The following is a 22,363-nucleotide window of genomic DNA, read 5'->3' on the forward strand; positions in this document are numbered from 1 at the left end:
TCTGATCACAAGCTGCACAGTTTTTGACGTCCGCTTGCCTGCGGCTTAGCATGACCCATTGCTCCACGGGAACCGCGTGCATGGAAAACCGCAAACTCGCTGTACTGATTGACGCCGACAATGCCCAGGCCAGCCTCACCGCCGAACTGCTGGCCGAAGTGGCCAAATACGGCACCGCCATTGTCAAGCGCGCCTATGGCGACTGGACCACCACCCAGCTCAAGAGCTGGAAAGAGGTACTGCACAAACACGCCATTCACCCCATTCAGCAGTTTGCCTACACCAGCGGCAAGAACTCCACCGACTCGGCCCTCATCATCGACGCCATGGATTTGCTGTACACCGGCAACTTCGATGGCTTCTGCCTGGTGTCATCCGACAGCGACTTCACCCGGCTGGCCACCCGCCTGCGCGAAGGCGGGCTCACTGTCATCGGCATCGGCGAAAAATCCAAGACACCGCGCCCCTTCATCGCCGCCTGCGACAAGTTCGTGTTTACCGAAATCCTGCGCCCGGAAAAAACACCGGAGGTGGCAGTCAGCAGCGACAAGCCCAAGGCACGCAGCACGCGCCAAAGCAAGAGCAAACCCGCAGCACCCAGGGACATCCACCCGCTGCAGGCCATGTTCACCTCTGCCATCGACGCGGTGGCACGGGAAAGCGGCTGGGCCGAGCTATCCGCCGTGGGGTCTTACATCGCCAAGAACGACCCTTCGTTCGACCCGCGCAATTACGGCCATTCGCGCCTGTCGCAAATGGTGAAAAAACTGGATTTCCTCACCGTGCAGGAGCAGCGCAACGGCTCCAAGCTGCACAGCGAAATCCGGCTCAAGGAAATCGACAGCAGCGAGACGGCCAACAACACGGCGGCAAAACCGGACAGCACAGAGTCAGCCAGCACCGGCAAGCCGGCCAGCGTGCGTAAAAAACGCAGCCCGCGCAAGAAAACCGATACCCCGGCCGAACAAGGCTGAAACAGACTATCGGCCGTGGCACTGCCCTGCCCGGCCACCAAGCAAGCAAGAGGAGAAACCATGCAAATTCGTGATGCCAAGCTGGAAGATCTGGCCGTCATCCTGGATATCTACAACGAGGTGATTGCCACCTCCACCGCCATCTACAATGACGACCCGCTCAATCCCGGCGAGTTTGCCGTCTGGTTCCAGGACCGTCTGGCCGCAGGCTATCCGGTGCTGGTAGCCGAAGAAAACGGCGAAATCCTGGGCTTTTCCAGTTTTGGCGATTTCCGCCCGCGCCCCGGTTTCCGCTTTACCGTGGAGCACAGCGTGCACTTGGCCCCGGCCGCCCGTGGCAAGGGCATTGGCAGCGCTCTGGTCAGCGCCCTGTTCCCGCGCGCGCAGGCGCTGGGCAAGCACACCATGCTGGGCGCGGTGGATGCCGCCAATGAAGGCTCGATCCGCTTTCACGAAAAACTGGGCTTCATCAAGGTGGGCGTGCTGCCGCAGGTGGGTTTCAAGTTTGGCCGCTGGCTGGACCTGGTCTACATGCAGAAATTCATCGACGGCCAGAGCGAAGGCCCGGCCTGATCAACAAGCTGGCTGCCCGGCAGGCAGCCTTCCGGTCTACTCCCTTCCCCCCGCCCTTGCCCTGCAAGGGTGCCTCGCCTTCCTTACCGAAGGCGAGAATAAAGAAAAACGCCGCAGTTTCCTGCGGCGTTTTCTGTTCTGCTACTGCGCTGTTGAAACAGCGTCCGTTCTTGAAGTTCTCTATTCTCTGCCTCTGCACGACTTAGCGCACGACTGCAACAATATCCTTACTGAACACCTTTTCGCAATACTTGCATTTCATTTTCACGTCCTTGGATTGTGCGCGTACCGAGAAAAAGCTCTTCACCGGTTCGGCATGCGAGATGCAATTGGAGTTGGGGCAGGCAAAAATGCCTTCGATGCTTTCCGGCAATTCCAGCTTGTGCTTCTTCACCACTTCGAAGTTGTCGATCACGTTCACCGTGGCCTTGGGGGCAAACAGGGCCAGTTCGTTGGCCTGTTCTTCGGTCAGCGCCACGTTTTCCACCTTGATGATGTCCTTGGCACCCATGTGGCGCGAGGACAGGTTCAGGCCAACGGTAATGCGCTCGCCGGTTTCGGCCAGCTTGAACAGACGCAGGATGTTGACGCCCTGCCCGGCCGGGATGTGGTCGATGACGGTGCCTTGTTTCAGGGCTTCGACGGTACGGGTGTATTGCATGATGTTTCCTTCCCTGATTTAGACGGTTTCGTTCAGTACCAGCGACAGCAGCGCCTGACGGGCATACACACCGTTCTTGGCCTGCTCGAAGTAATAGGCATGCGGGGTGGCATCCACATCCACGGTGATTTCATCCACACGCGGCAGCGGGTGCATCACCTTCATATTGGTGCGCGCGGTCTTCAGCATGTCGGCACGCAACACGAACTGGCCCTGGATTTTCTTGAACTCGGCTTCGTCAAAGCGTTCGCGCTGCACACGGGTCATGTACATGATGTCCACCAGCGGAATCACATCGTCCAGGCTGTCCACCAGGGTGTATTCAATGCCCTTTTCGTCCAGTTCTTCACAAATGTACTCCGGCATGGCCAGCTGTTCCGGCGCAACAAAGTAGAAGCGTGCACCAAACAACGACAGCGCCTGGGTCAGCGAATGCACGGTACGGCCGTATTTCAGGTCGCCGACAAAGGCGATGGTGAGGTTTTCCAGCGTGCCCTGGGTTTCACGGATGGTGAACAGGTCCAGCAGGGTTTGCGTGGGGTGCTGGTTGGAGCCGTCGCCACCGTTGATCACCGGTACGCTGGAGAACTCGCTGGCCAGTCGCGCCGCGCCTTCCTTGGGGTGGCGCATCACCACGGCATCGGCATAGGAGCTGATGATCTTGATGGAGTCGGCCAGGGTTTCGCCCTTCTTGGCGCTGGTATTGCCACCGTCGGCAAAGCCGATGATGTCGCCACCCAGGCGCTGTACCGCGGTTTCGAAGGACAGGCGGGTACGGGTGGACGGCTCGAAGAAACAGCTGCCCACCAGCTTGCCTTGCAGCAGGTCGTTGCGCGGATTGCGTTTGAGCTTGCCCGCCGTTTCAACCACGAGCTCAAGCTCCTCGCGTGAGAAATCCGGGATGGAAATGATGTGTTTCCGATAGAGCGGGTTTGCCATGATAGGGGTCCTTGGTTCTGCGAATTCTGCGAATGTTGTTTTGCCCATAAAAAAAAAGCCCCTGAACAATCAGGAGCTTTTTTTCTGGAATAGCCGGGGTTCGGGAACAGTCAGGCCTTGCAGCAACGCTTTTGCGCCACCGTCGCGGGTGGTGGTGAGGCGGGTGACAACAACTGCAAATGGCGACAAGACGGCTCCTCCGAACAAACCCCGCGATTCTAATCCCAAACCTTGCGCTTGATAAGAGCGGTGTCGCATTTTGCCAATTCCATGACCCCAGGCATGTTGATCGGCCAATTCAGCGCACAAACAAAACGCCACCCCGGAGGGTGGCGTTGTCATCATCAGCCGACAATCAGCAACTAGAGCTTGAAGTGGCTGACCAGGCTTTCCAGGTTGGCGGACAGCTCGCGCAATTGCGTCACCGAATCGGACACCTGCTGCACCACATCGGCATTACTTTGTGCCATGGCGCTGATGCGTTCCACGTTCTGGGCAATTTCCTGGCTGGCCGAGGATTGCTCACGGGTGGAAGCAGCAATGTCCACAATGCTGGCCACCAGACCCTGGCTGCGACCCAGCACGGTATTCATCGCTGCATTGGCTTCGGCGGCAATCTCCACGCTCTGGCTGACCTGATCGCGGCTGTTTTTCACATCTGCCACTGCGTCGCGCGTTTCGCTGCTGATGGCATTGACGATGCGGGAGATCTGCACCGTGGCTTCGGCAGTACGGCCCGCCAGATTACGCACCTCGTCGGCCACCACGGCAAAGCCGCGGCCCATTTCGCCAGCACGTGCGGCTTCAATGGCTGCGTTCAGCGCCAACAGATTGGTCTGGTCTGCGATGTCCTTGATCACCCGTACGATGGTGCTGACTTCTTCGGAGCGTTCGCCCAGCCCGTTCATACGTTCGGCCAGCGCCTGCATGCTGCTTGTCATGCGCTCGATCTCGCCGGTGATGCGGGTGACCGTGGCCACGCTTTGCGTGGTCAGCTCGCCGGTTTCGCGCGCGGTGTGCTCGGCTTCTTCGGCGGTATCGGCAATATGGTGCACGCTCACGGTAACCTGCTCGACCCCGGCCGCGGTGGCACTGGCGGCATCGGTCTGGCTGGCGGACGCCTGCTGCACCTGGCTGGCAGATTCGGCCAGGCTGGCAGCCGCCACGCTGACTTCGTGGCTTTGCTGGCGCACTTCGATGAACATCTCGCGCAGGCTGTCGATAAAGCGGTTGAAGGCATCGGCAGTACGGCCGATTTCATCGCGGTTGGCAATCTGCATGCGCACGGTCAGGTCGCCACGGCCGGAGGCCAGCTGGTCCATGGTGTCGGCCAGTTTGTTGAGCGGCCGGGTCAGCGTGCGGACCACGGCGGTCAATACCAACAGGATCACCACCAGCGCCACCACGCCAATCAGGATGGCCGTCAGCGATTGCCTTTTCGCATCGGCAGTAATGGCTGCCGTGGGGATGGAAACCCCCAGCGTCCAGAACTGTCCGGTATCGCCCACTTTGACCGGGTGGAAGAAATGGGTGAAACCGCCATCCTCGTAAATGAAGGACTCGCCCTTCTTGATCTGATCCAGATGGCTGGCCAGCGCATCCTCCTTGGGCACCGGCTTGCCCAGGAGATCGGGCTTGTCGGACACCACGTACAGCCCGCCTTCGGACACCATGCGCACATAGCCGGTTTCAAACAGGTGGATGGCGCCAAAACGCTTTTGCAACTGGTCCAGTGCCACGTCGGTGGCCGACACGCCAAGAATCTTGCCGGCGGCATCCTTCATTACCACGGCCAGCGAGCTTTCCAGGATTTTCTTGTTCTGCACTTCGTACGGATAAGGCTCGGTAATGGTGTCGCGGCCGCGCTGCTTGGGCACGTAGTAAAAATCACCCCAGCCCGGTTTTTCGTAGTCCGGCTGATAGGTTTCCGGGTGGTCCTTGAACTTCGGGAAATCCTTGACGCGGTCAGGCGACATCATGGTGTCCATCTGCGCCTTGCCCTGGGCATTCTTGGTAATGTAGGGCTGATAGCGCCCGGTAGGGTCATGGCGCGGCCAGTCCAGGCGGAAGGCATTATCGTTGCCATCAAAGGCATTCGGTTCCCACAACATCCACAGGCCAACCGACTGCGGAGCGCCATCCAGCAATTGCTGGATCATGTTGTCAGCCAGCTTGCGGTCTGGTGCGGCCACCCGCTTGATACCCAGAATGCTGTCGGCCAGATGATGTGGCAGGGTAAAGCCCTGATTGAAATCGCCCTCGGCATCCTTGGCGTAACTGCTGGCCTGCTCGGAAGCCAGCTTGTAGCCCACATCAACGGCTGCCGAATAACTTTGCCATGCAATCAGGCCTATCATCACCGCGAAACCCACCGCGATGGCTGCCGCAGCCACCACGATGATGCGTGTACTCAGATGACCCCACTTTTCCGTCGCCATACTCGTTTCCCCGAATCCAGTTGTGATGGTTGCGCTGGCTGTTTAGCTGCATGTTTTTAGTCGCATACCCTCTAGCATAATGGGGGAAATTCATTTGTGCTGCCGTAATTTGTGATCAAAAAGCTATAAATCACATCGGCATAGCGCGGCCCTGCCTTATTAATGACAAATTGATTTACATATTGATAACAAAGAATTAGGGCGCGGTTCTGGCTTCCAGTTCGGTCAGCCAGTGCATGGCCTGGCTGTTGCTTTCTCCGCACATTTCAGCAGATGGCTGGAGGCCGGCACAAACGGCGGGCCGCTCCGGATGACCGAACAGCAGGCACAGATTGTCCGCGCTCAACTGGATGCAACGTACGCCGGCAGGCTTGCCCGAAGGCATGCCCGGAATGGGGGAGGAAATGGACGGTGCGATGCAGCAGGCACCGCAATGGAGACGGCATTGCATGGAAACAGGGGGTACAGGGGCAGGAAAACGGGCCACCATACCACAAAGCAGATGCAAGCCAACTGTCAATCGGACACAGATAATTTACAATAACGAAAAACATCTTTCCGCGATTTACGGAACACCAAGCAACAGCCTCCCGCTGCCAACAAGTTTAGAGCACACGAAATGATCAAGTGCATCGACGTGTCCGACCTCAAGGTTGGCATGTACATTCACGACCTGAACTGCGACTGGATGTCTCACCCGTTTCTGCTGAAACGTTTTCTGGTCAAGGATGAAGCCGCAATCCGCAAGATTGCCGATGCGGGTATCCACGAAGTCTACATCGATACCGGCAAAGGCATGGACCTGCCTCATGCCCCCACCATTTCCGAAGTCAAACACAAGCTGGAACAGGAAATCATCGACCTGGCCAGCCGCGAAGTGCCAACCGAACGCCGGGTGGATGCTGCAGCCGAATACGGCCGTGCACAGCTGATTCACAACGAAGCCAACCTGATCGTGCGCAGCATCTTGCAGGATGTGCGCCTGGGCAAGCAGGTGCAGCTGGAAATGGTGGAGCCGTCCATCGAAAAGATGACCTCCTCCATCCTGCGCAACGGCGGTGCGCTGCTGTCGCTGTGCCGCATCAAGGACAAGGACAATTACACCTTCCAGCATTCGGTCAGCGTCGGCGCCCTGATGGTGAGCTTTTGCAATGCAATGAACATGAGCCGTGAGGTGATTCACCATGCCGGCATTGGCGGCATGCTGCACGATATCGGCAAGATGAAAGTACCGGACAGCATTCTCAACAAGCCGGGCAAGCTGACCGAACAGGAATTTGCGGTAATGAAATGCCATGTGGTGGAGAGCAAGCAGATCCTGCTCTCTACCCAGGGCATCTCCGATACCGCAGTGAAAGTAGCCGCCCAGCACCACGAACGGCACGATGGCAGCGGCTACCCCGAAGGGCTGAAAGGCGAGGAAATCTCCCAGCTGGGCCAGATGGCAGCCATTGTCGATGTGTACGATGCGCTGACTTCGGACCGCTGCTACCACAAGGGCATGTCGCCAACCGATGCCCTGCGCAAGATTTTCGAGTGGTCCAAGTTCCACTTCAACCCGGTGCTGGTGCAGGCCTTCATGCGCTGTATCGGCATTTATCCCATCGGCACCCTGGTACGGCTGGAAAGCGGCAAACTTGGCGTGGTGATCGAACAGAATGACAATAATCTGGTATCGCCCAAGGTGAAGGTGTTTTTCAGCACCAAGAGCAATACCTACATCCCGCCGGAGATGGTGGACCTGTCGCGCAGCATGGGGGCCGGCGGGGCAGACAAGATCGTCAGCCACGAATCGCCCACCAAGTGGCGCATCGACCCGATGCGTTTTCTGTGAATGCAAAAAAGCCCTGATGATTCAGGGCTTCAGGCTGCCAACAAGGTTATCTGGTGCAATTGCACGGCCCCGGCAAAGCCGGGCCTTCCGACAGAGTGATTACTTCCGCAGCCTTCCCATCTGTTCCCTTTCCCCCCGCCCTTTCCCGGCCAATTGAAGAAGGGGTGCCTCGCTTTCTTTTCAGAAAGCGAGAAGTGTTTGTCAATCATCGGAAGCCCGGAATCATCCTCAGCCCTGACGCACCACCATCGCGTGCTCGGGGCTGGGGAAACCGGCCTCGGCCAGCGCTTCGCGAATCACCCGGTTGCTGTCGAAATACACCTGCCAGTAGTCGGCAGGCTGGCAATAGGGACGCACGGCCAGTACCGGGCCCAGGTTGGTGAATTCAAGCAGGGCAACCGTGGGCGCAGGCTCGGCCAGCACATTGGGAATGGCGGCAATTTTTTCCCGTAGCAGGCTGATGGCCTGGCCATGATCGGCACTGCCGGCCAGCTGGGCTTTCAGATCCACCCGGCGATAGTTGTTGGCGCTGAAATTCTGGATATTGTCGGAAAAAATCTTGTTGTTGCCGATCAGGGTCATCACATTGTCGGGGGTGTCGATGATGGTGGAAAACAACCCCACCTCACGCACCGTGCCGCTGATGCCGGCCACACTCACCACATCGCCCACCTTGAAGGGACGCAACACCACCAGGAAGATGCCGGCGGCAAAATTGGCCAGCAAGCCACTCCAGGCGAGGCCAATTGCCACGCCGGCAGCGCCGATGATGGCGGCAAAGCTGGCCGTCTGTACGCCAAAGAAGCCCAGCATGGCAATCACCAAAACCACGGTCAGGCTGACGGACAGGAAGGAATGCGCGTAACGGCGCAAGGTGGGGTCCAGTTTGCGCGCCACCAGCTGTTCATCCATCAGGCGGCCTGCCAGGCCGATGAACCAGCGGCCCACCACCCACAGCACGATGGCCGAAACGATATTGATGCCGGCTTGTACCGCCAGATCACCCCAGTGAGTCCAGTTGATGTCTGTCATGGCTATCCTATTTAAGCTGTTGGTAGAAAACACTTAAAAATAGAATGAGCGCCGACAAAATGCCAGCCAGCACGGTCTGGCCGTGAGAATGGCTTATGGCAACAGGCTGCGCAGTTGCTGGCAGGTATCGCCAATACCGGCCTGTATGGTCAGGTCGAACACCCGGTCCATGCGGGTGGGCGTGTAGTTGATCAGCGCCGTCATCACCCCGGCATGGGCTGCTTCCAGCGGGATATGGTTGACCGGGGAAACTTCCAGTGACGAACCCAGCACCAGCAGCAGATCCGCCGACACGGCCACGTCAAAAGCATGCTCGATCAGCGGTACCGGCTCGCCATACAGCACCACGTCCGGCTTGAGCACGTCCATGCAGTAAGTACACAGCGGCAGCACATGGTGATTGATGTATTCCAGCCCTTGCTGTCGCCCGCAGGACGGGCAGCTGGCCGTGCGCAAGGTGCCGTGCAGCTCGGAAACATGACGGCTGCCCGCCACGCCGTGCAGGCCGTCGATATTCTGCGTCAGTACCGACACCTGCTTGCCGGTTTCTTCCAGCCAGGCCAGAAACCGGTGTCCGGCATTGGGCTGGTAATTGCCCAGCAGCTTGGTGTGGAACAGCTGCTTGAAGCTATGCCAGAAGGCTTCCGGGTCGGCACGGAAGTAATCGATGGACACCAGCTCCTCCAGCTGCATGCCCTGCTGCCACAAGCCCTTGGCCGAGCGGAAGTCCGGAATGCCCGATTCGGTGCTCATGCCGGCTCCACTCAGTACCACGATATGCCCAGCCTGCCGGATGGCACTGGCCAGTTGCATGATGTCCTGCTGCATTTACTGTCTCCTGCACCTGCTTTTTATTGTTGCCAAGCTTAGTCGTGCATTGCTGTCACAGGCAAAAATCCAATGCAGCAAGCTTGCCCGACATCAAGCTGCTGGGGCATCTGCCGCCGGTGCCGGGTACTTGATGGCGTTCTTTTGCAATTTGTCGCGCACGGCAGCATTGATATCCAGCTTCAGCACGCTGGCCAGCCGCACCAGATACAGCAGCACATCGGCCACCTCTTCCTGCAAATGGGTGAAGCGGGCCGGGTCGTCTGCCAGTCGTGCCACTTCCTCGTCGGTCAGCCACTGGAAGATTTCCGCCAGCTCACCCACCTCCCCGGTCAGGGCCAGCATCAGGTTGCGCGGGGTGTGAAAGCGCTGCCAGTCACGTTCGTCGGCAAAACGCTGCAAGGCGGCTTCCAGTGCGGCGGTTTCTATCAAAGGCGGTTGTGCCATGCGCTTGCTCCTGCAATGACGGTTTCACGTGAAACCGCACTGCCATATCAAAACAAAACGCCCGCAGCAAATTGCGGGCGTACCTGGGTTTGCTACCGTGGGTTCAGCGCAGCAGGCCTTCGTCCTTCAGCGCAGCCTGTACCGCCGGTAGTGCATGAACCCGGTTCATGAAGGCGCTGATGGCCGGGAAGTCTTCCAGCGAACGATGCACCATGTGCGCCCAGTTCAGGCAGGTAAATAGGTAGGCATCCGCCACGCTGAAGTCATCACCCAGCAGATAAGGCGTTTTTGCCAGCTGGGCTTCAATCACGCCAAAGCGGCCACGCAGCTTGTCCCAGGCGGCATTCTTCACCTCATCGCTGCCCGGATAGAACAGCGGAGAGAAACTCTTGTGAACTTCGGTGGCAATGTAGTTCAGCCATTCTTGCAGACGGTAGCGCGCCAGTGTGCCATTGGCCGGAGCCAGTTTGCGTTCCGGCACCAGGTCGGCCAGGTACTGCACAATGGCCACCCCTTCACTCAGCACCGTGCCGTCTTCCAGCTGCAAGGCCGGTACATAGCCCTTGGCATTGATACTGGCAAACTCGACACCGCTGGCGGTCAGGTGCGGGTTAACGCGCAGATTCACCTTTTCCACCGAAAACGGCAGACCGCTGGCATGCAGCACGATATGTGGCGACAGGGAGCAGGCTCCCGGCGAGTAGTAGAGTTTCATCCCATCTCCTGATCAACAGAACGCGCAACAAGGTGCCATTACGGTAGCGGCACCGCCATCTCCTGCAATTGGGGCAGCTTCGCCTCATTTTCAAGCTGCCATGCCTGCATCACTTCTGCCGCGCCGAAAACAGCCTGGGCCGCATGTCCTTGCCGGCCGTGCTGGCCGGGCGGGTTTTCATTTCGACAAACAAGGCTTCCACCTGGCTGCGCGCCCACGGCGTGCGGCGCAGGAAAACCAGGCTGGACTTGATGCTGGGCTCGTGATTGAAACAACGGATGGCGATGCGCCGCCCCAGTTCCGGCCAGCCAAAGTGTTCCACCAGCGCCTGCAGTATCTTTTCCAGCGTCATGCCGTGCATCGGGTCGGCGGACTGTTTTTCACTCATGCCTATCATCCTGTTATGGACAGCAGACACGCTGCTGCCAGAGAAACCGACGCAGTGTAGCCCCGCCCGCGACAAACAGCCAGCAGACTGCTGCTTGACATGAATTGCATGTTTCATCATTGCTAACAATTGGCTGATGGCAGGCAATATTTGGCTGACATCTGTGTCTGATACTGCAAACGTCAACAATGACCTGCACGAGGAAACGCATCATGAAACTGATCAAATCGCTGTTGATTGTCGGCCTCCTGGGCGGCGCAGCTGCCACCACCGTTCATGCCATGGGCAATGATTGTCCGATGGGCGGCAAGGACATGTCCGCACACATGTGGCAGATGGACCCGGCCAAACGTCAGGCCATGATGGAACAACACCTGCACATGCTGCATGACAGGCTGAAAATCCAGCCGGCCCAGGAAGCCAGCTGGAAAAGCTATGTAGATGCCCTGAAACCGGCCGCCATGCCTGCCATGCCGCCAGCCAAACCGGATGCCACCCTGCCCGAGCAACTGGATGGCCGCATCAAGATGATGCAACAACACCTGGACATGATGCAGCAGCATGCCGCTGCCACCAAGGCGCTGTACCAGAAGCTGAGCCCGGAACAGCAAAAGCTGTTCGACCAGGAAGCACGGCACATGCATGAAGGCATGCAGCGCCGCATGCCGCATCACCGTCCGGCATCCGCTCCCATGCCGAACAACTGAAAGTGCGCGGATGGAACAGACCAGCCCCGGTAGCGTGTACGGCAGCTGGTCTGCCCGCCAGCCTTGCGCATGAGGAAAGCAATATGACAACGCTAGCGCGCATGACAAGCCTGGCCTTGCTGTTGGGCTGTGCCATCAGCGGCATCCCGGTCGCGCAAGCACACCCGCGCTTTTATGAAGGCCCACCGCTGATCAACCATTGGCATGACGGCTACTGGCATCACGGCTATTACCACGGCCAACTGGGCTGGTGGTGGATAGCCGGTGGCGTGTGGTACTGGTATGACGCACCGGTCTACCCCTATCCGGCACCCTATCCGCCTGCTGTGGTAGTGGCTGCCCCGGCGGTACCGCCAGCACCCCCGGCACCTGCCCCGGTGCAGGAAATACCCAGCCCGCCGCCAGCCCAGGTCTGGTACTACTGCAAGGCGGCCAGGCAGTACTACCCCTATGTCAGCGAATGTCCCGGTGGCTGGAAGACTGTCCCGGCGCAGCCACCCAAATAATCCAGGAAGCAAGATCATGAACAAACTGCTGTGGTTGCCATTGACGGCAATCGGGCTGACGGCATGCAGTACCGTGCCGCTTGGTCCGACGGTGGCGGTGATGCCTGCGCCCGGCAAACCCTTTGATGTGTTTGCCCAGGAAGAACAGCAATGCCGCCAGTATGCGGAGGCAAGCAGCGGTGGCAGCAGCGCCGATGCCTCCACCAATGCCATGGCCGGCAATATGGCGCTGGGCACGGTTGTCGGCGCTGCCGCAGGTGCGCTGATGGGTGGCCATCAGGGTGCCGGTGTCGGCGCAGGCGCGGGGCTGATTGCCGGCACGGCAGCCGGTAGCGGTGAAGCACGCTACAGCGGCCACGATGCCCAGTATCGCTACAACCTGGCTTACAGCCAGTGCATGTATGCCAAGGGCAATCAGGTTCCCGGTCAGCAGGGTTACAGCTCGCCCTACTATCCGCCACCGCGTCTGCCCTGATCTGGCAGTAAAAGACAAAGGGGCTGGTCTGTCAGACCAGCCCCTTTCCCATTTCACACCGGCTCAGCACATCAGCGGCTGAACCATTTGTCGCCAAAGTTCACCAGCAGCACACCAGCCACCACCAGCGCCGCGCCCGCCAGCCGCGGCAGGTTGATGTCACGCAGCGGCATGGCCAGCCAGCCAAAGCGGTCGAACAGCAAGGACGCGCACACCTGCCCGGCAATGATCAGCGACAGCATGGCCGCCACGCCCAGCCGGGGTGCCAGCAAGGTGGTACCGAATACGAAAAACGCGCCCAGCAGGCCGCCGATGAACATCCACCACTCGCCGCGTGCCAGCTGGCTCAGGCCGCTGAATTTCTGGCCGCTGAACACGGCCAGCAAGGCCAGGCTGATGGTGCCGACCGCAAAGGAAATCATCGCCGCCAGCACCGTACTGCCGCCCAGCAACAGTTTGAGCTGATTGTTGACCGCAGCCTGCAAGGGCACCACCACACCGATGGCAAAGGCCATCAGGGCAAAAACCGGATTCATGTCTGTCCTTTGCTTGGAAAAAAGCGCGGTTTCACGTGAAACCGCTGCCACATCAGCCAGATAGCTTCACCGCCTGTACCGGGCGGGCGGCCTTGGGATTACGGGTGTAGGCGCAAAAGCCCGGCTTGGGGCCGACCTTGGGATGGTTGCGGCAGGTATTGGGTCGCCGCTCGTAGATGGTGCACAAACGGGTTTGCTGGTCCAGATACTGGCAATCACCATTGGCACGCCGCGCCAGGGTGAAAATGCCGTGCTTGAAATTGAAATGCTGGATCACCCGCTGCTTTTCCAGCCGCTTGGCAATGTTCTTGATCGGCTCTTCCAGCTCGAATTCGTCCACCACGCCCATACGTACCAGGTCTGGCAGGCGCACTTCCACCGGCATCGAGCAGCAACTGCCCATGCAATCGCTGCACAGGCCGTTCTTGTACTTGACCCAGGTTTCCAGTCTTTCGATATCCGCCATCTTGCCTGCCTTATTGCGGACGTTGCTTGAAGAAAGTCAGCGGTGCGGTATACGGCACTTCGCTGGGGGCCGGTGCTTTCAGGATGTGCTTTTTCATCTTGCCCATCACATGCATTTCACAGGGGCGGCACTCAAACTTCAGCGTGTAGGTTTCATTGCCGGATTTCAGCGTCATCGGCTCGGCGCGCACCTGACCCATCACCCCCTTCACGCCCTTGGCCTGCTTGGGGCACAGATTGTAGGAGAAGCGCAGGCAGTGCTTGGTAATCATCAGGCTGACTTCGCCCTCTTCCTGATGCGCCTCGTAGGCGGCGTCGATCACCTCCACACCGTGCTTGCGGTAGAACTGCCAGGCCAACTGGTTGTAGACATTGGCCAGATAGCTCAGCGTCTTTTCCGGATATTCCACCGGCGGCTCCACCGCCAGCTTGCGCGGCGGACGCACCCAGGCGCTCAGGCGAGCCTGTTCCAGCTGCTCGATGGCCTCGCGGCGCAAGCCATTGATGGCGGACGCGGGTACAAACCACGGCTGGCTCAGGTTGAGTGCCACATCATTGGCCACGAACATGGTGTTGCCCAGCTTGGCCAGGTTGTCACGCAGGCCGCTTTCCGCCTTGGCGGCATCCTTGGCCGGTTCCAGTGCCAGCAGCGCGCTGGCGCTGGCGCTACAGCCATCCTCATCGGTCACGGTCAGGCGCAGGCCGTCGGCCTGTTCGTCCAGGGTCAGCCACACGCCTACCTTGCGCTCGGCGGACTTCTTCAGCAGCGCCAGCTCCCAGGCGTGGTCGCGGTTGCGGCACAGGTCGGTTCCCGGCTTGAGCCCTTGCAGCAAAGCCGGATCATTCGGCTGGCAACGCCACAGCAGGTCGCCGCCTGGCACATGGCCGATCTGCTTCACGGTATTGAGCTGCATGCCCACCACTTCACGCTTTTTCATGAAGTTAATGCCATCGCCATTGCTCATGGTTTCCGGGGTGGCAATCTCCAGCCAGTCCGGCCCCACCTTGTGTACCACGCCCAGCGCCACACCAACGAATTTGGGCGAATCAAAGGCGCCGATGTCGATCTTGCGGCCGGTGGCAAAGTAGTCGGTGCTGCCACGGTGGAAGGTCTTGTCCGGGTCCGGCGCAAAGAAGATTTCGCTGCTGCCGCTGGAGGCGCGCGCCAGTTCCGGGCGGCGTTCGATGATTTCATCCAGCAGCAGACGGTAGTGCGCGGTGATGTTCTTCACATAACTCACGTCCTTGTAGCGGCCTTCGATCTTGAGCGAACGCACACCGGCATCCAGCAGCGCTTCCAGGTTCTTGCTCTGGTTATTGTCCTTCATCGACAGCAAGTGCTTGTCGAAGGCCACTACACCACCGTCCTTGTCGGTCAGGGTGTAAGGCAGGCGACAGGCTTGCGAGCAATCACCGCGGTTGGCGCTGCGGCCGGTGTCGGCATGGCTGATGTAGCACTGGCCGGAGAAGGCCACGCACAGCGCGCCGTGGATGAAGTATTCGATGGTGGCGGCATCGCCCACGCGGGCGGCAATGCGCTTGATGTCGGGAATGCTCAGTTCGCGCGCCAGCACCAGCTGCGACAGGCCGGCATCAGCCAGAAAGCGCGCCTTGTCGGCATCGCGGATATCGCACTGGGTGGAGGCATGCAGCTGGATGGGCGGCAGGTCCATCTGCAGGATGCCCATGTCCTGGATGATCAGCGCATCCACTCCGGCGTCGTACAGCTGCCAGATCAGCTTGCGCGCGGCTTCCAGCTCGGCGTCATGCAGGATGGTGTTGAGCGTGGCAAAAATGCGCGCATGGTAGCGGTGGGCAAACTGCGTCAGGCTGGCAATGTCTTCCAGGCTGTTGCTGGCATTGTGCCGGGCACCGAAACCGGGGCCGCCGATATACACCGCATCCGCGCCATGCAGGATGGCTTCACGGCCGATTTCGGCAGTTTTGGCGGGGGACAGCAGCTCGATCTGGTGCGACAACAGACTCATGACGATTCCTGACTTGTAAAAAGGGCTTTCCTGCAAGCAATACCAGTGGCAGGAAGGGGCGGAATTATAACGTAATCAGTGGCTTATAGATAGCAGCAACATATTGCAAGGCGGGAGCCATGTTGAGGAAACATGCAAGGGAAATGACAGGCTGATGACATGCTGCGCAGGCTTACTAAGTGCGCTTACTTAAAGCCAAAACAGCGCTTGGCATGACATGAGAATGGACGCTAAAACTAAATACCACAATAACACCACTCACCGCGCCACGGTGCTTTCAAGGGGTTTAATCATGCTGGACCGACTCACCATAGGGCAAAAACTGTTTGCCCTCATCCTGTTGCTGCAACTGGTTACGCTGGGCGTCGGCAGCTTTGGCTGGCTGACCCAGCAGAATATCCTTGCCGACTTTGCCACCACCTACAACGACAGGGTGGTATGCCTGAAGCAGCTGAAACAGGCTGGTGACAGCTATGCGGTCAATATTGTCGATGCCGCCCACAAACTGCGCGCCGGCAGCATGAGCGACAGCGACTTCCTGCACGGGCTGGATGCCGCACAGGCAACCCTGAAACAGCAATGGGGCAGCTATCGGGCCACCTACCTGACCGACGAAGAAAAAAGCCTGGCTGATGCCGCAGAAGCCGCCATGCACAATGCCGACGGACAGATCCGGCAATTGCGCCAGATCGTGCAAGGCCACGACCATACAGCACTGCAGCAATTTGTCGACAAGAGCCTCTACCCTGCCATCGACCCCATCTCCAGCCGCATCGATGCGCTGATCGACCTGCAACTGCGCGTGGCGGCAGAAAACTTTGCCAAATCCCGACAACACGCCCGCGAGTTCTCCATCCTGTCCTTGCTGCTGATGTTCGGTGGCATTGTCGCAGGTGCAGTAGTGGCCACCATCATCATCCGCCGCCTGCTGGCGGAACTGGGCGGGGAACCGCGTGATGTGGTGGCGCTGGCCAGCCGCATTGCCCAGGGCAACCTGGCGGAAAAGCTGCAAACGGATCAAGCCAGACAGGGCAGCATCGTGACGTCCATGGCCCACATGCAGACAGAGCTGATCCGCCTGGTGCGCCATATCGACGGCATCACCGGCAAGCTCACCGTGCATGCCAGCGAACTGGCCAGCGCATCCGAACAGGTGGCGGTCAGTGCCGAAGAGCAAACCCGGGCCGCCTCGTCCATGTCCGCCTCGGTGGAACAGTTGTCGGTCAGCATTTGCTCGGTCAGCGACAATTCCCAGGATGTGGCCAAGGATGCCCGCATGTCCGGTGAACTGGCAGAAGCGGGTGAACAGGTGATTGTGGAAACACTGGGCACCATCCAGTCGGTGGCCGAGCTGGCACAGCAATCGCAGCAACAGGCCGATCTGATGGGCGACCGCTCGCAAAAGATTTCCAATGTGGTGGCGATGATCCGCGATGTGGCCGACCAGACCAACCTCTTGGCGCTCAATGCCGCCATCGAAGCCGCCCGCGCCGGCGAGCAGGGCCGTGGTTTTGCCGTGGTGGCCGACGAAGTGCGCAAGCTATCGGAGCGCACCGGCCAGTCCACCACCGAAATCAGCAGCATGATCCGCGAAATGCTGGAGAGCAGCGAACTGGTGATCAACAATGTGCACGCCACGGTGGAACGCATGGAAGCCGGGTTGCGTCAGGCCGGTCAGGCAAGGGATACGGTCAGCCGCATCAACGACAATGTGAACAGCATCAAGCAGTCGGTAAGTGCCATTTCGGTGGCACTGGCCGAACAGCAGGCAGCCGGTAGCGGCATTGCCAGCAATGTGGAGCAAGTGGCGCAGATGTCGGAAGAAACCAGTACCGCGGCCAATCAGACCGCCAGTTCTGCGAGTGCCATGGAGAAAATGGCACACGAACTGCAAGCCGCCATCAGCTATTTCACCCTGCCGCAAGCCGGCCAGCCGCTACGTCAGCAGCAGCCACCAGCCGGTGCGGTACAACTTGCCCTGTCCCGCTGAAGCTGACACCGCGGGCCGCATGCAAAAGCGGGCAGTCGCCATCTGGTCACTGCCCGCTTTGATTGACTTGCCAGGGGTTTATTTCTGGCTCAGCAATACCGCCAGTTCGTCCACCGCCTCGGCCCATTCGGCGTCGCTGGCCAGCGCCTGACGCAAAAAGTCGGCCTGCGCCGGGTTCCAGAAGGCCGCCTCGGGTAATGCCTGGCCTGGCTCCAGCCAGTGGCGGGCCAGAAACACCTTGATGGCGGTGACGTCGTTATCCAGCCCAAGCTGGGCGAATAGTTGTTCCAGCTGATGCTTGCCGGTATCCATGATCTTGTTTTCCTCTTGCTCCAGTGCAGAGGTGCAGGATGGCCCCATTTCACACCGGCATGCAATGCACAAATGCAGACTGCACCCATGCAGCGCAAGGGTTGTTGCCTGCTACCGACAGATGGCAAAGCACCAACAGCACGGGCCCCATCACCCTCACCGCCTTGATATAGTGTGTTTACCCACCACTTACGCCGCCCCTCATGACCCTGCATCTTTCACTCGCCCAGGCACGACTTCTGAATCTGGCTGCCCAGGGGCTGTTACAGCCAGCACGGCGCAAAGCCACGTCTGCCGATGTGCTGGCCGCCATCCGCCGCATGGCCTTGCTGCAGATAGATACCATCAGCGTGGTGGCGCGCAGCCCCTATCTGGTGCTGTTCAGCCGTTTGGGGCAGTACGACCCCGTCTGGCTGGATGACTGCCTGGCAGCGGGCAAGCTGTTCGAATACTGGGCGCACGAAGCCTGCTTTGTGCCACGCGAGGATTACCGCCTGCTGCGCCACCGCATGCTGGACCCAACGCAAATGGGTTGGAAATACCCGCAGCGCTGGCTGGAACAACACCAGCCGGCCGTTGACGCACTGCTGCAGACAATCCGCACCCACGGCCCGGTGCGCTCTGCCGATTTCAAACGCAGTGGCGGCAAGGGGGATGGCTGGTGGGACTGGAAGCCGGAAAAACGCCATCTGGAAGTGCTGTTCACGCTGGGGCAGTTGATGGTGAAGGAGCGACGCAGCTTTCAGCGCGTTTACGATGTGGCAGAACGGGTGATGCCGGAGTGGGAGGACGCACGCGATCTACCCAGCATAGAGTCCGCACAGCGCGACATGGTGCGCAACAGCTGCCGGGCGCTGGGTGTGGTCAAGGCGGGCTGGGTGGCGGATTACTACCGGCTGCGTCGGGGCAAGTACGACGCTTTGCTACACCAGCTGGCGGATGAGGGAGAGCTGATTCCCGCCCGCATCGAGGGCTGGCAGCACGATGTTTTCGTCCATCACAGCCTGCAGGCCGAGCTGCAACAGGCTGCGGCAGGGAAGCTCAAATCCAGCCATAGCGCCGCGCTGTCACCGTTTGACCCGGTGGTGTGGGACCGCAAGCGCGCCAGCGAATTGTTCGGCTTCGATTACCGCATTGAATGCTATACCCCGGCCGCCAAGCGCCGCTTTGGCTATTTCGTGCTGCCACTGCTCAACCGTGGCCGGCTGGTGGGACGCATGGATGCCAAGGCCCACCGTCAGCAAGGCGTGTTTGAAATCAAGGCGCTGTATCTGGAACCCGGCATCAGGCCCACCGCACAGCTATGCCGCGATCTGGCAGCCATGCTGCACAAACTGGCCGCCTGGCATGGCACACCACAGCTGGTGTTGCAGCAGGGCCCGGGCGAACTGGCCGTACACCTGAAGACAGGCTAACCCAGCAGGATTTCGCTGTACTGGATCTGCGGCGTGATATCGGTGTAATTGGCGATATCGCCCTGCAGTTGTTCCGCGATCGGCATGAAAGCACCCAGAAACGACTCCACCGATTCAAACTGCAACTGGCACAGCGCGGTGAAACTGGGGGTACTGCCCGGCTCGCTGCCGCTGATGCCCTTCTCCACCCGCATGTCCAGCAAGGCCGGAGCCAGCAGCTTGCTGGCCAGCGGCATGTGCTGTTGCAGGTAGTAGTCGAAATCGAAACGGGCAGTTGCGCTATACGGATAGAGAATGCTGACGTTGATCATGACCATGTCCTTGGTGGTGAGGCCATCAGCATAATCGCATCGCAGCCGGCACTCCAGCCTCAGCCTACCTGTTTGCGGTACTGGATGAAGCCCAGGTTTTCTGCCAGCCGGTCGTATAGCTGGCGCGCCGTGGCATTGCTTTCATGGGTGAGCCAGTACACCCGGCTGCAGCCGGCATCTGCCGCATAGGCATACACCTGCTCGATCAGCGCCCGTCCGGCCCCCGTGCCGCGCACATCAGGCTGTACATACAAATCCTGCAGATAACAGTAATTGCCCGGCGTCCAGCTACTGCGATGCAGTACCGTATGTACCAAACCTACCGCCTGCTCACCCTGCCAGGCCAGCCAGGCCTGCATCGGTTCGGCCGCATCGAGAAAGCGCTGCCAGGTAATGGCGGTATCTGCTTTGCTCTGACTGCTGTGATAAAAATCCAGATAGCCCTGCCACAAGGGCAGCCAGGCAGCAAAATCGTCGGCGGCGAGCGGGCGGATGGAAACGGCTTGGGTCATGGCACTCTCCTGTGGATAAGCCATTATGCTGCACGGCTTATGGCTCCATGGGCAGAGCCAGTGAACACAAGATGGATGGAACCACTTTGCCAAGTGGCAAGCTGCTTATCCACAGCAAGATGCAGAGCTGTCATTTATCCACAGCCAGCATTAATTCATCAACACATTGAAATTAAAAGGATTTGATTCTGCACACCAGCAAGTCCAGCAATGCCGACTATTTCTTGCAATGCAGATTCAACACCAGCAGCAGGCTGCGCGCATCGCCGATGGTTGTGGATAAAACCCGGACACAAAAAACGGCAGCCGCAGCTGCCGTTTTTTCCAGACCTGTGGATAAGTCAGGTGATGAACAGGATCAGATCTTGTCGTACAGCTTGGCCCCACCCTTCACAAACTCCACCGACTTCACTTCCATGCCCTTCTGCAGCGCGGCTTCATCGCTGATGCCCTGCTGGGCGGCGAATTCGCGCACATCCTGGGTGATTTTCATGCTGCAGAAATGCGGGCCGCACATGGAACAGAAGTGCGCCACCTTGGCACTGTCCTTGGGCAGGGTTTCGTCGTGGAAGCTGCGCGCCTTGTCCGGGTCCAGGCCCAGATTGAACTGGTCTTCCCAGCGGAATTCGAAACGCGCCTTGGACAAGGCGTTATCGCGAATCTGTGCGCCGGGGTGGCCCTTGGCCAGGTCGGCGGCATGGGCGGCCAGCTTGTAGGTGATGATGCCTTCCTTGACGTCATCCTTGTTGGGCAGGCCCAGGTGTTCCTTCTGGGTGACGTAGCACAGCATGGCAGTGCCATACCAGCCGATCTGCGCCGCGCCAATGGCGGAAGTGATGTGGTCGTAACCTGGAGCGATGTCGGTGGTCAGCGGGCCCAGGGTGTAGAACGGCGCTTCGTGGCACCACTCCAGTTCCTTGTCCATGTTTTCCTTGATCAGCTGCATCGGCACATGGCCGGGGCCTTCGATCATCACCTGCACATCGTGTTTCCAGGCAATCTGCGTCAGCTCGCCCAGGGTTTTCAGTTCACCCAGCTGGGCGGCATCGTTGGCATCCCACACGCTGCCCGGACGCAGGCCGTCGCCCAGGCTGAAGGCCACGTCGTAAGCCTTCATGATTTCGCAAATCTCTTCGAAATGGGTGTACAGGAAGTTTTCCTGATGATGCGCCAGACACCACTTGGCCATGATGGAACCACCGCGCGACACGATGCCGGTCATGCGATTGGCAGTCAGCGGCACATAACGCAGCAGCACACCGGCGTGGATGGTGAAGTAGTCCACCCCCTGCTCGGCCTGCTCGATCAGCGTGTCCTTGAAGATTTCCCAGGTCAGATCCTCGGCCTTGCCATTCACCTTTTCCAGCGCCTGATAGATGGGCACGGTACCGATGGGGACCGGCGAGTTGCGCAGAATCCACTCGCGGGTTTCGTGGATGTTCTTGCCGGTGGACAAATCCATGATGGTGTCGGCACCCCAGCGGATGCCCCAGGTCATCTTGTCCACTTCTTCGGAAATCGACGACGTTACCGCACTATTGCCGATATTGCCGTTGATTTTCACCAGGAAGTTACGACCGATGATCATCGGCTCGGATTCCGGGTGGTTGATGTTGCACGGAATGATGGCGCGGCCGGCAGCCACTTCCTGACGCACGAATTCCGGGGTGATTTCCTCCGGCAGCGCAGCGCCATAGCTGTGACCAGCATGCTGGCGGGTCATCAGTTCCAGCAGCTTGGCGTTCTTGCCACCCGCCGCTTGCAGGTTCTCGATATAGGCCTTGCGGTTCAGGCTTTCGCGGATGGCGACATATTCCATCTCCGGGGTGATGATGCCCTGGCGCGCATAGTGCATCTGGCTGACATTCTTGCCCGGCAAAGCGCGACGCGGCTTGCGGGTCAGGTTGAAGCGCAGGTCGTCCAGCTTGCTGTCGGCCTCGCGGGCACGACCATATTCACTGGACAGGCCGGCCAGCTGCTCGGTGTCGGCTCGTTCGGCAATCCAGGCAGCGCGCAAGGCAGGCAGGCCACTCTGGATGTCGATGTTGGCGGCCGGGTCGGAATAGATACCGCTGGTGTCATACACATAGATGGGCGGGTTTTGCTCGCCACCAAACTGGGTGGGAGTGTCGCTCTGGCTGATTTCGCGCATCGGCACGCGGATGTCGGCACGGCTGCCTTGCACGTAAATCTTGCGGGAATTGGGCAAGGGCTGGATGGCGGCAGTATCTACCGTCATCGCTGCGTTGAGTTTGGTGGGCGCGTTCATCGGGTTTCCTCCATGCGATGAAACGGCGCAAGGAGCGAAATCCGGCAA

Annotated in this window: 24 protein-coding genes; 8 read left to right on the forward strand and 16 right to left on the reverse strand. The window is 59.4% G+C overall.

The features are described from left to right. The first annotated feature begins 80 nt into the window (after positions 1 to 80). Together AWT75_RS09150 and AWT75_RS09155 are read left to right on the forward strand one after the other, a co-directional pair. Positions 81 to 974, forward strand: coding sequence for an NYN domain-containing protein (locus AWT75_RS09150; protein WP_062788951.1), 894 nt, complete (start codon positions 81 to 83; stop codon positions 972 to 974). Between the two features lie 60 nt (positions 975 to 1,034). Beyond that, the gene (locus AWT75_RS09155) at positions 1,035 to 1,547 is read left to right on the forward strand and encodes a GNAT family N-acetyltransferase (protein WP_045845951.1); all 513 of its coding nucleotides are present in this window, start codon (positions 1,035 to 1,037) and stop codon (positions 1,545 to 1,547) included. Between the two features lie 202 nt (positions 1,548 to 1,749). Here AWT75_RS09155 and pyrI read toward each other — a convergent pair whose 3' ends face one another. From pyrI to AWT75_RS09175, 4 genes are all read right to left on the reverse strand, one after another. Next, entirely contained in the window at positions 1,750 to 2,208 is a 459-nt protein-coding gene (pyrI, locus tag AWT75_RS09160; protein ID WP_045845950.1) for an aspartate carbamoyltransferase regulatory subunit, read from the reverse strand. Positions 2,209 to 2,226: 18 nt separating this feature from the next. Further along, the gene (gene pyrB / locus AWT75_RS09165) at positions 2,227 to 3,147 is read right to left on the reverse strand and encodes an aspartate carbamoyltransferase (RefSeq protein WP_062788952.1); all 921 of its coding nucleotides are present in this window, start codon (positions 3,145 to 3,147) and stop codon (positions 2,227 to 2,229) included. A gap of 362 nt (positions 3,148 to 3,509) precedes the next feature. Then, positions 3,510 to 5,585, reverse strand: coding sequence for a methyl-accepting chemotaxis protein (locus AWT75_RS09170; RefSeq protein WP_062788953.1), 2,076 nt, complete (start codon positions 5,583 to 5,585; stop codon positions 3,510 to 3,512). 196 nt (positions 5,586 to 5,781) lie between these two features. Further along, positions 5,782 to 6,036 carry a YkgJ family cysteine cluster protein gene (locus AWT75_RS09175; RefSeq protein WP_131356848.1) on the reverse strand — a complete coding sequence of 85 codons (255 nt, stop codon included), beginning with the start codon at positions 6,034 to 6,036 and terminating at the stop codon, positions 5,782 to 5,784. A gap of 168 nt (positions 6,037 to 6,204) precedes the next feature. On the opposite strand from AWT75_RS09175, the gene AWT75_RS09180 reads away from it, so the two are divergent. Further along, a complete protein-coding gene (locus tag AWT75_RS09180; RefSeq protein WP_062788955.1) occupies positions 6,205 to 7,419 on the forward strand; it encodes a cyclic di-GMP phosphodiesterase in 1,215 nt (404 codons plus the stop codon). A 228-nt stretch (positions 7,420 to 7,647) separates the two neighbouring features. Here the strand turns inward: AWT75_RS09180 and AWT75_RS09185 are convergent, their stop codons facing one another. From AWT75_RS09185 to AWT75_RS09205, 5 genes are all read right to left on the reverse strand, one after another. Further along, the gene (locus tag AWT75_RS09185) at positions 7,648 to 8,451 is read right to left on the reverse strand and encodes a mechanosensitive ion channel family protein (protein WP_045845945.1); all 804 of its coding nucleotides are present in this window, start codon (positions 8,449 to 8,451) and stop codon (positions 7,648 to 7,650) included. 93 nt (positions 8,452 to 8,544) lie between these two features. After that, positions 8,545 to 9,279, reverse strand: coding sequence for an NAD-dependent protein deacylase (locus AWT75_RS09190; protein ID WP_062788956.1), 735 nt, complete (start codon positions 9,277 to 9,279; stop codon positions 8,545 to 8,547). 93 nt (positions 9,280 to 9,372) lie between these two features. Continuing rightward, entirely contained in the window at positions 9,373 to 9,726 is a 354-nt protein-coding gene (locus AWT75_RS09195; RefSeq protein ID WP_045845943.1) for a nucleotide pyrophosphohydrolase, read from the reverse strand. A 103-nt stretch (positions 9,727 to 9,829) separates the two neighbouring features. Continuing rightward, the gene (gene gstA, locus AWT75_RS09200) at positions 9,830 to 10,441 is read right to left on the reverse strand and encodes a glutathione transferase GstA (protein ID WP_045845942.1); all 612 of its coding nucleotides are present in this window, start codon (positions 10,439 to 10,441) and stop codon (positions 9,830 to 9,832) included. Positions 10,442 to 10,550: 109 nt separating this feature from the next. Continuing rightward, on the reverse strand, positions 10,551 to 10,829 hold the full coding sequence (locus AWT75_RS09205) for a VF530 family protein (protein WP_062788957.1): 279 nt from the start codon (positions 10,827 to 10,829) through the stop codon (positions 10,551 to 10,553). Between the two features lie 212 nt (positions 10,830 to 11,041). On the opposite strand from AWT75_RS09205, the gene AWT75_RS09210 reads away from it, so the two are divergent. From AWT75_RS09210 to AWT75_RS09220, 3 genes are all read left to right on the forward strand, one after another. Continuing rightward, positions 11,042 to 11,536 carry a Spy/CpxP family protein refolding chaperone gene (locus AWT75_RS09210; protein ID WP_062788958.1) on the forward strand — a complete coding sequence of 165 codons (495 nt, stop codon included), beginning with the start codon at positions 11,042 to 11,044 and terminating at the stop codon, positions 11,534 to 11,536. An 83-nt stretch (positions 11,537 to 11,619) separates the two neighbouring features. Further along, positions 11,620 to 12,042, forward strand: coding sequence for a hypothetical protein (locus tag AWT75_RS09215; RefSeq protein WP_153013285.1), 423 nt, complete (start codon positions 11,620 to 11,622; stop codon positions 12,040 to 12,042). A gap of 16 nt (positions 12,043 to 12,058) precedes the next feature. Then, positions 12,059 to 12,517 carry a glycine zipper family protein gene (locus AWT75_RS09220; protein ID WP_062788960.1) on the forward strand — a complete coding sequence of 153 codons (459 nt, stop codon included), beginning with the start codon at positions 12,059 to 12,061 and terminating at the stop codon, positions 12,515 to 12,517. Positions 12,518 to 12,588: 71 nt separating this feature from the next. Here AWT75_RS09220 and AWT75_RS09225 read toward each other — a convergent pair whose 3' ends face one another. The 3 genes from AWT75_RS09225 to AWT75_RS09235 are packed head-to-tail and all read right to left on the reverse strand — an operon-like array spanning position 12,589 to position 15,506. After that, positions 12,589 to 13,053 carry a DMT family transporter gene (locus AWT75_RS09225; protein WP_062788961.1) on the reverse strand — a complete coding sequence of 155 codons (465 nt, stop codon included), beginning with the start codon at positions 13,051 to 13,053 and terminating at the stop codon, positions 12,589 to 12,591. A 52-nt stretch (positions 13,054 to 13,105) separates the two neighbouring features. Continuing rightward, positions 13,106 to 13,519, reverse strand: a complete 414-nt coding sequence (locus AWT75_RS09230; protein ID WP_045845938.1) for a YkgJ family cysteine cluster protein — start codon at positions 13,517 to 13,519, stop codon at positions 13,106 to 13,108. Positions 13,520 to 13,529: 10 nt separating this feature from the next. Then, the gene (locus AWT75_RS09235) at positions 13,530 to 15,506 is read right to left on the reverse strand and encodes a peptidase U32 family protein (protein WP_062788962.1); all 1,977 of its coding nucleotides are present in this window, start codon (positions 15,504 to 15,506) and stop codon (positions 13,530 to 13,532) included. A gap of 292 nt (positions 15,507 to 15,798) precedes the next feature. Between AWT75_RS09235 and AWT75_RS09240 the strand changes: the two genes are divergently transcribed. Further along, positions 15,799 to 17,496 (forward strand): methyl-accepting chemotaxis protein, encoded by a 1,698-nt coding sequence (locus tag AWT75_RS09240; RefSeq protein WP_062788963.1) that lies wholly within the window; start codon positions 15,799 to 15,801, stop codon positions 17,494 to 17,496. Between the two features lie 78 nt (positions 17,497 to 17,574). Here AWT75_RS09240 and AWT75_RS09245 read toward each other — a convergent pair whose 3' ends face one another. After that, positions 17,575 to 17,856 carry a DUF2789 domain-containing protein gene (locus AWT75_RS09245; RefSeq protein WP_231588828.1) on the reverse strand — a complete coding sequence of 94 codons (282 nt, stop codon included), beginning with the start codon at positions 17,854 to 17,856 and terminating at the stop codon, positions 17,575 to 17,577. Positions 17,857 to 18,011: 155 nt separating this feature from the next. On the opposite strand from AWT75_RS09245, the gene AWT75_RS09250 reads away from it, so the two are divergent. Next, positions 18,012 to 19,223 (forward strand): winged helix-turn-helix domain-containing protein, encoded by a 1,212-nt coding sequence (locus AWT75_RS09250; RefSeq protein WP_062788964.1) that lies wholly within the window; start codon positions 18,012 to 18,014, stop codon positions 19,221 to 19,223. Here the strand turns inward: AWT75_RS09250 and AWT75_RS09255 are convergent. From AWT75_RS09255 to thiC, 3 genes are all read right to left on the reverse strand, one after another. Further along, positions 19,220 to 19,534 (reverse strand): EthD family reductase, encoded by a 315-nt coding sequence (locus tag AWT75_RS09255; protein WP_045845934.1) that lies wholly within the window; start codon positions 19,532 to 19,534, stop codon positions 19,220 to 19,222. The two genes, AWT75_RS09250 and AWT75_RS09255, sit on opposite strands and share 4 nt — an antisense overlap. 59 nt (positions 19,535 to 19,593) lie before the next feature. Next, positions 19,594 to 20,046 carry a GNAT family N-acetyltransferase gene (locus AWT75_RS09260; RefSeq protein WP_045845933.1) on the reverse strand — a complete coding sequence of 151 codons (453 nt, stop codon included), beginning with the start codon at positions 20,044 to 20,046 and terminating at the stop codon, positions 19,594 to 19,596. A gap of 358 nt (positions 20,047 to 20,404) precedes the next feature. Beyond that, positions 20,405 to 22,315: a phosphomethylpyrimidine synthase ThiC gene (gene thiC / locus AWT75_RS09265; RefSeq protein ID WP_062788965.1), complete on the reverse strand. Its 1,911-nt coding sequence runs from the start codon at positions 22,313 to 22,315 to the stop codon at positions 20,405 to 20,407. Between the last annotated feature and the right edge of the window lie 48 nt (positions 22,316 to 22,363).

It is taken from the genome of Aquitalea pelogenes, from assembly GCF_001515305.1.
Classification (GTDB): Bacteria; Pseudomonadota; Gammaproteobacteria; order Burkholderiales; family Chromobacteriaceae; genus Aquitalea; species Aquitalea pelogenes.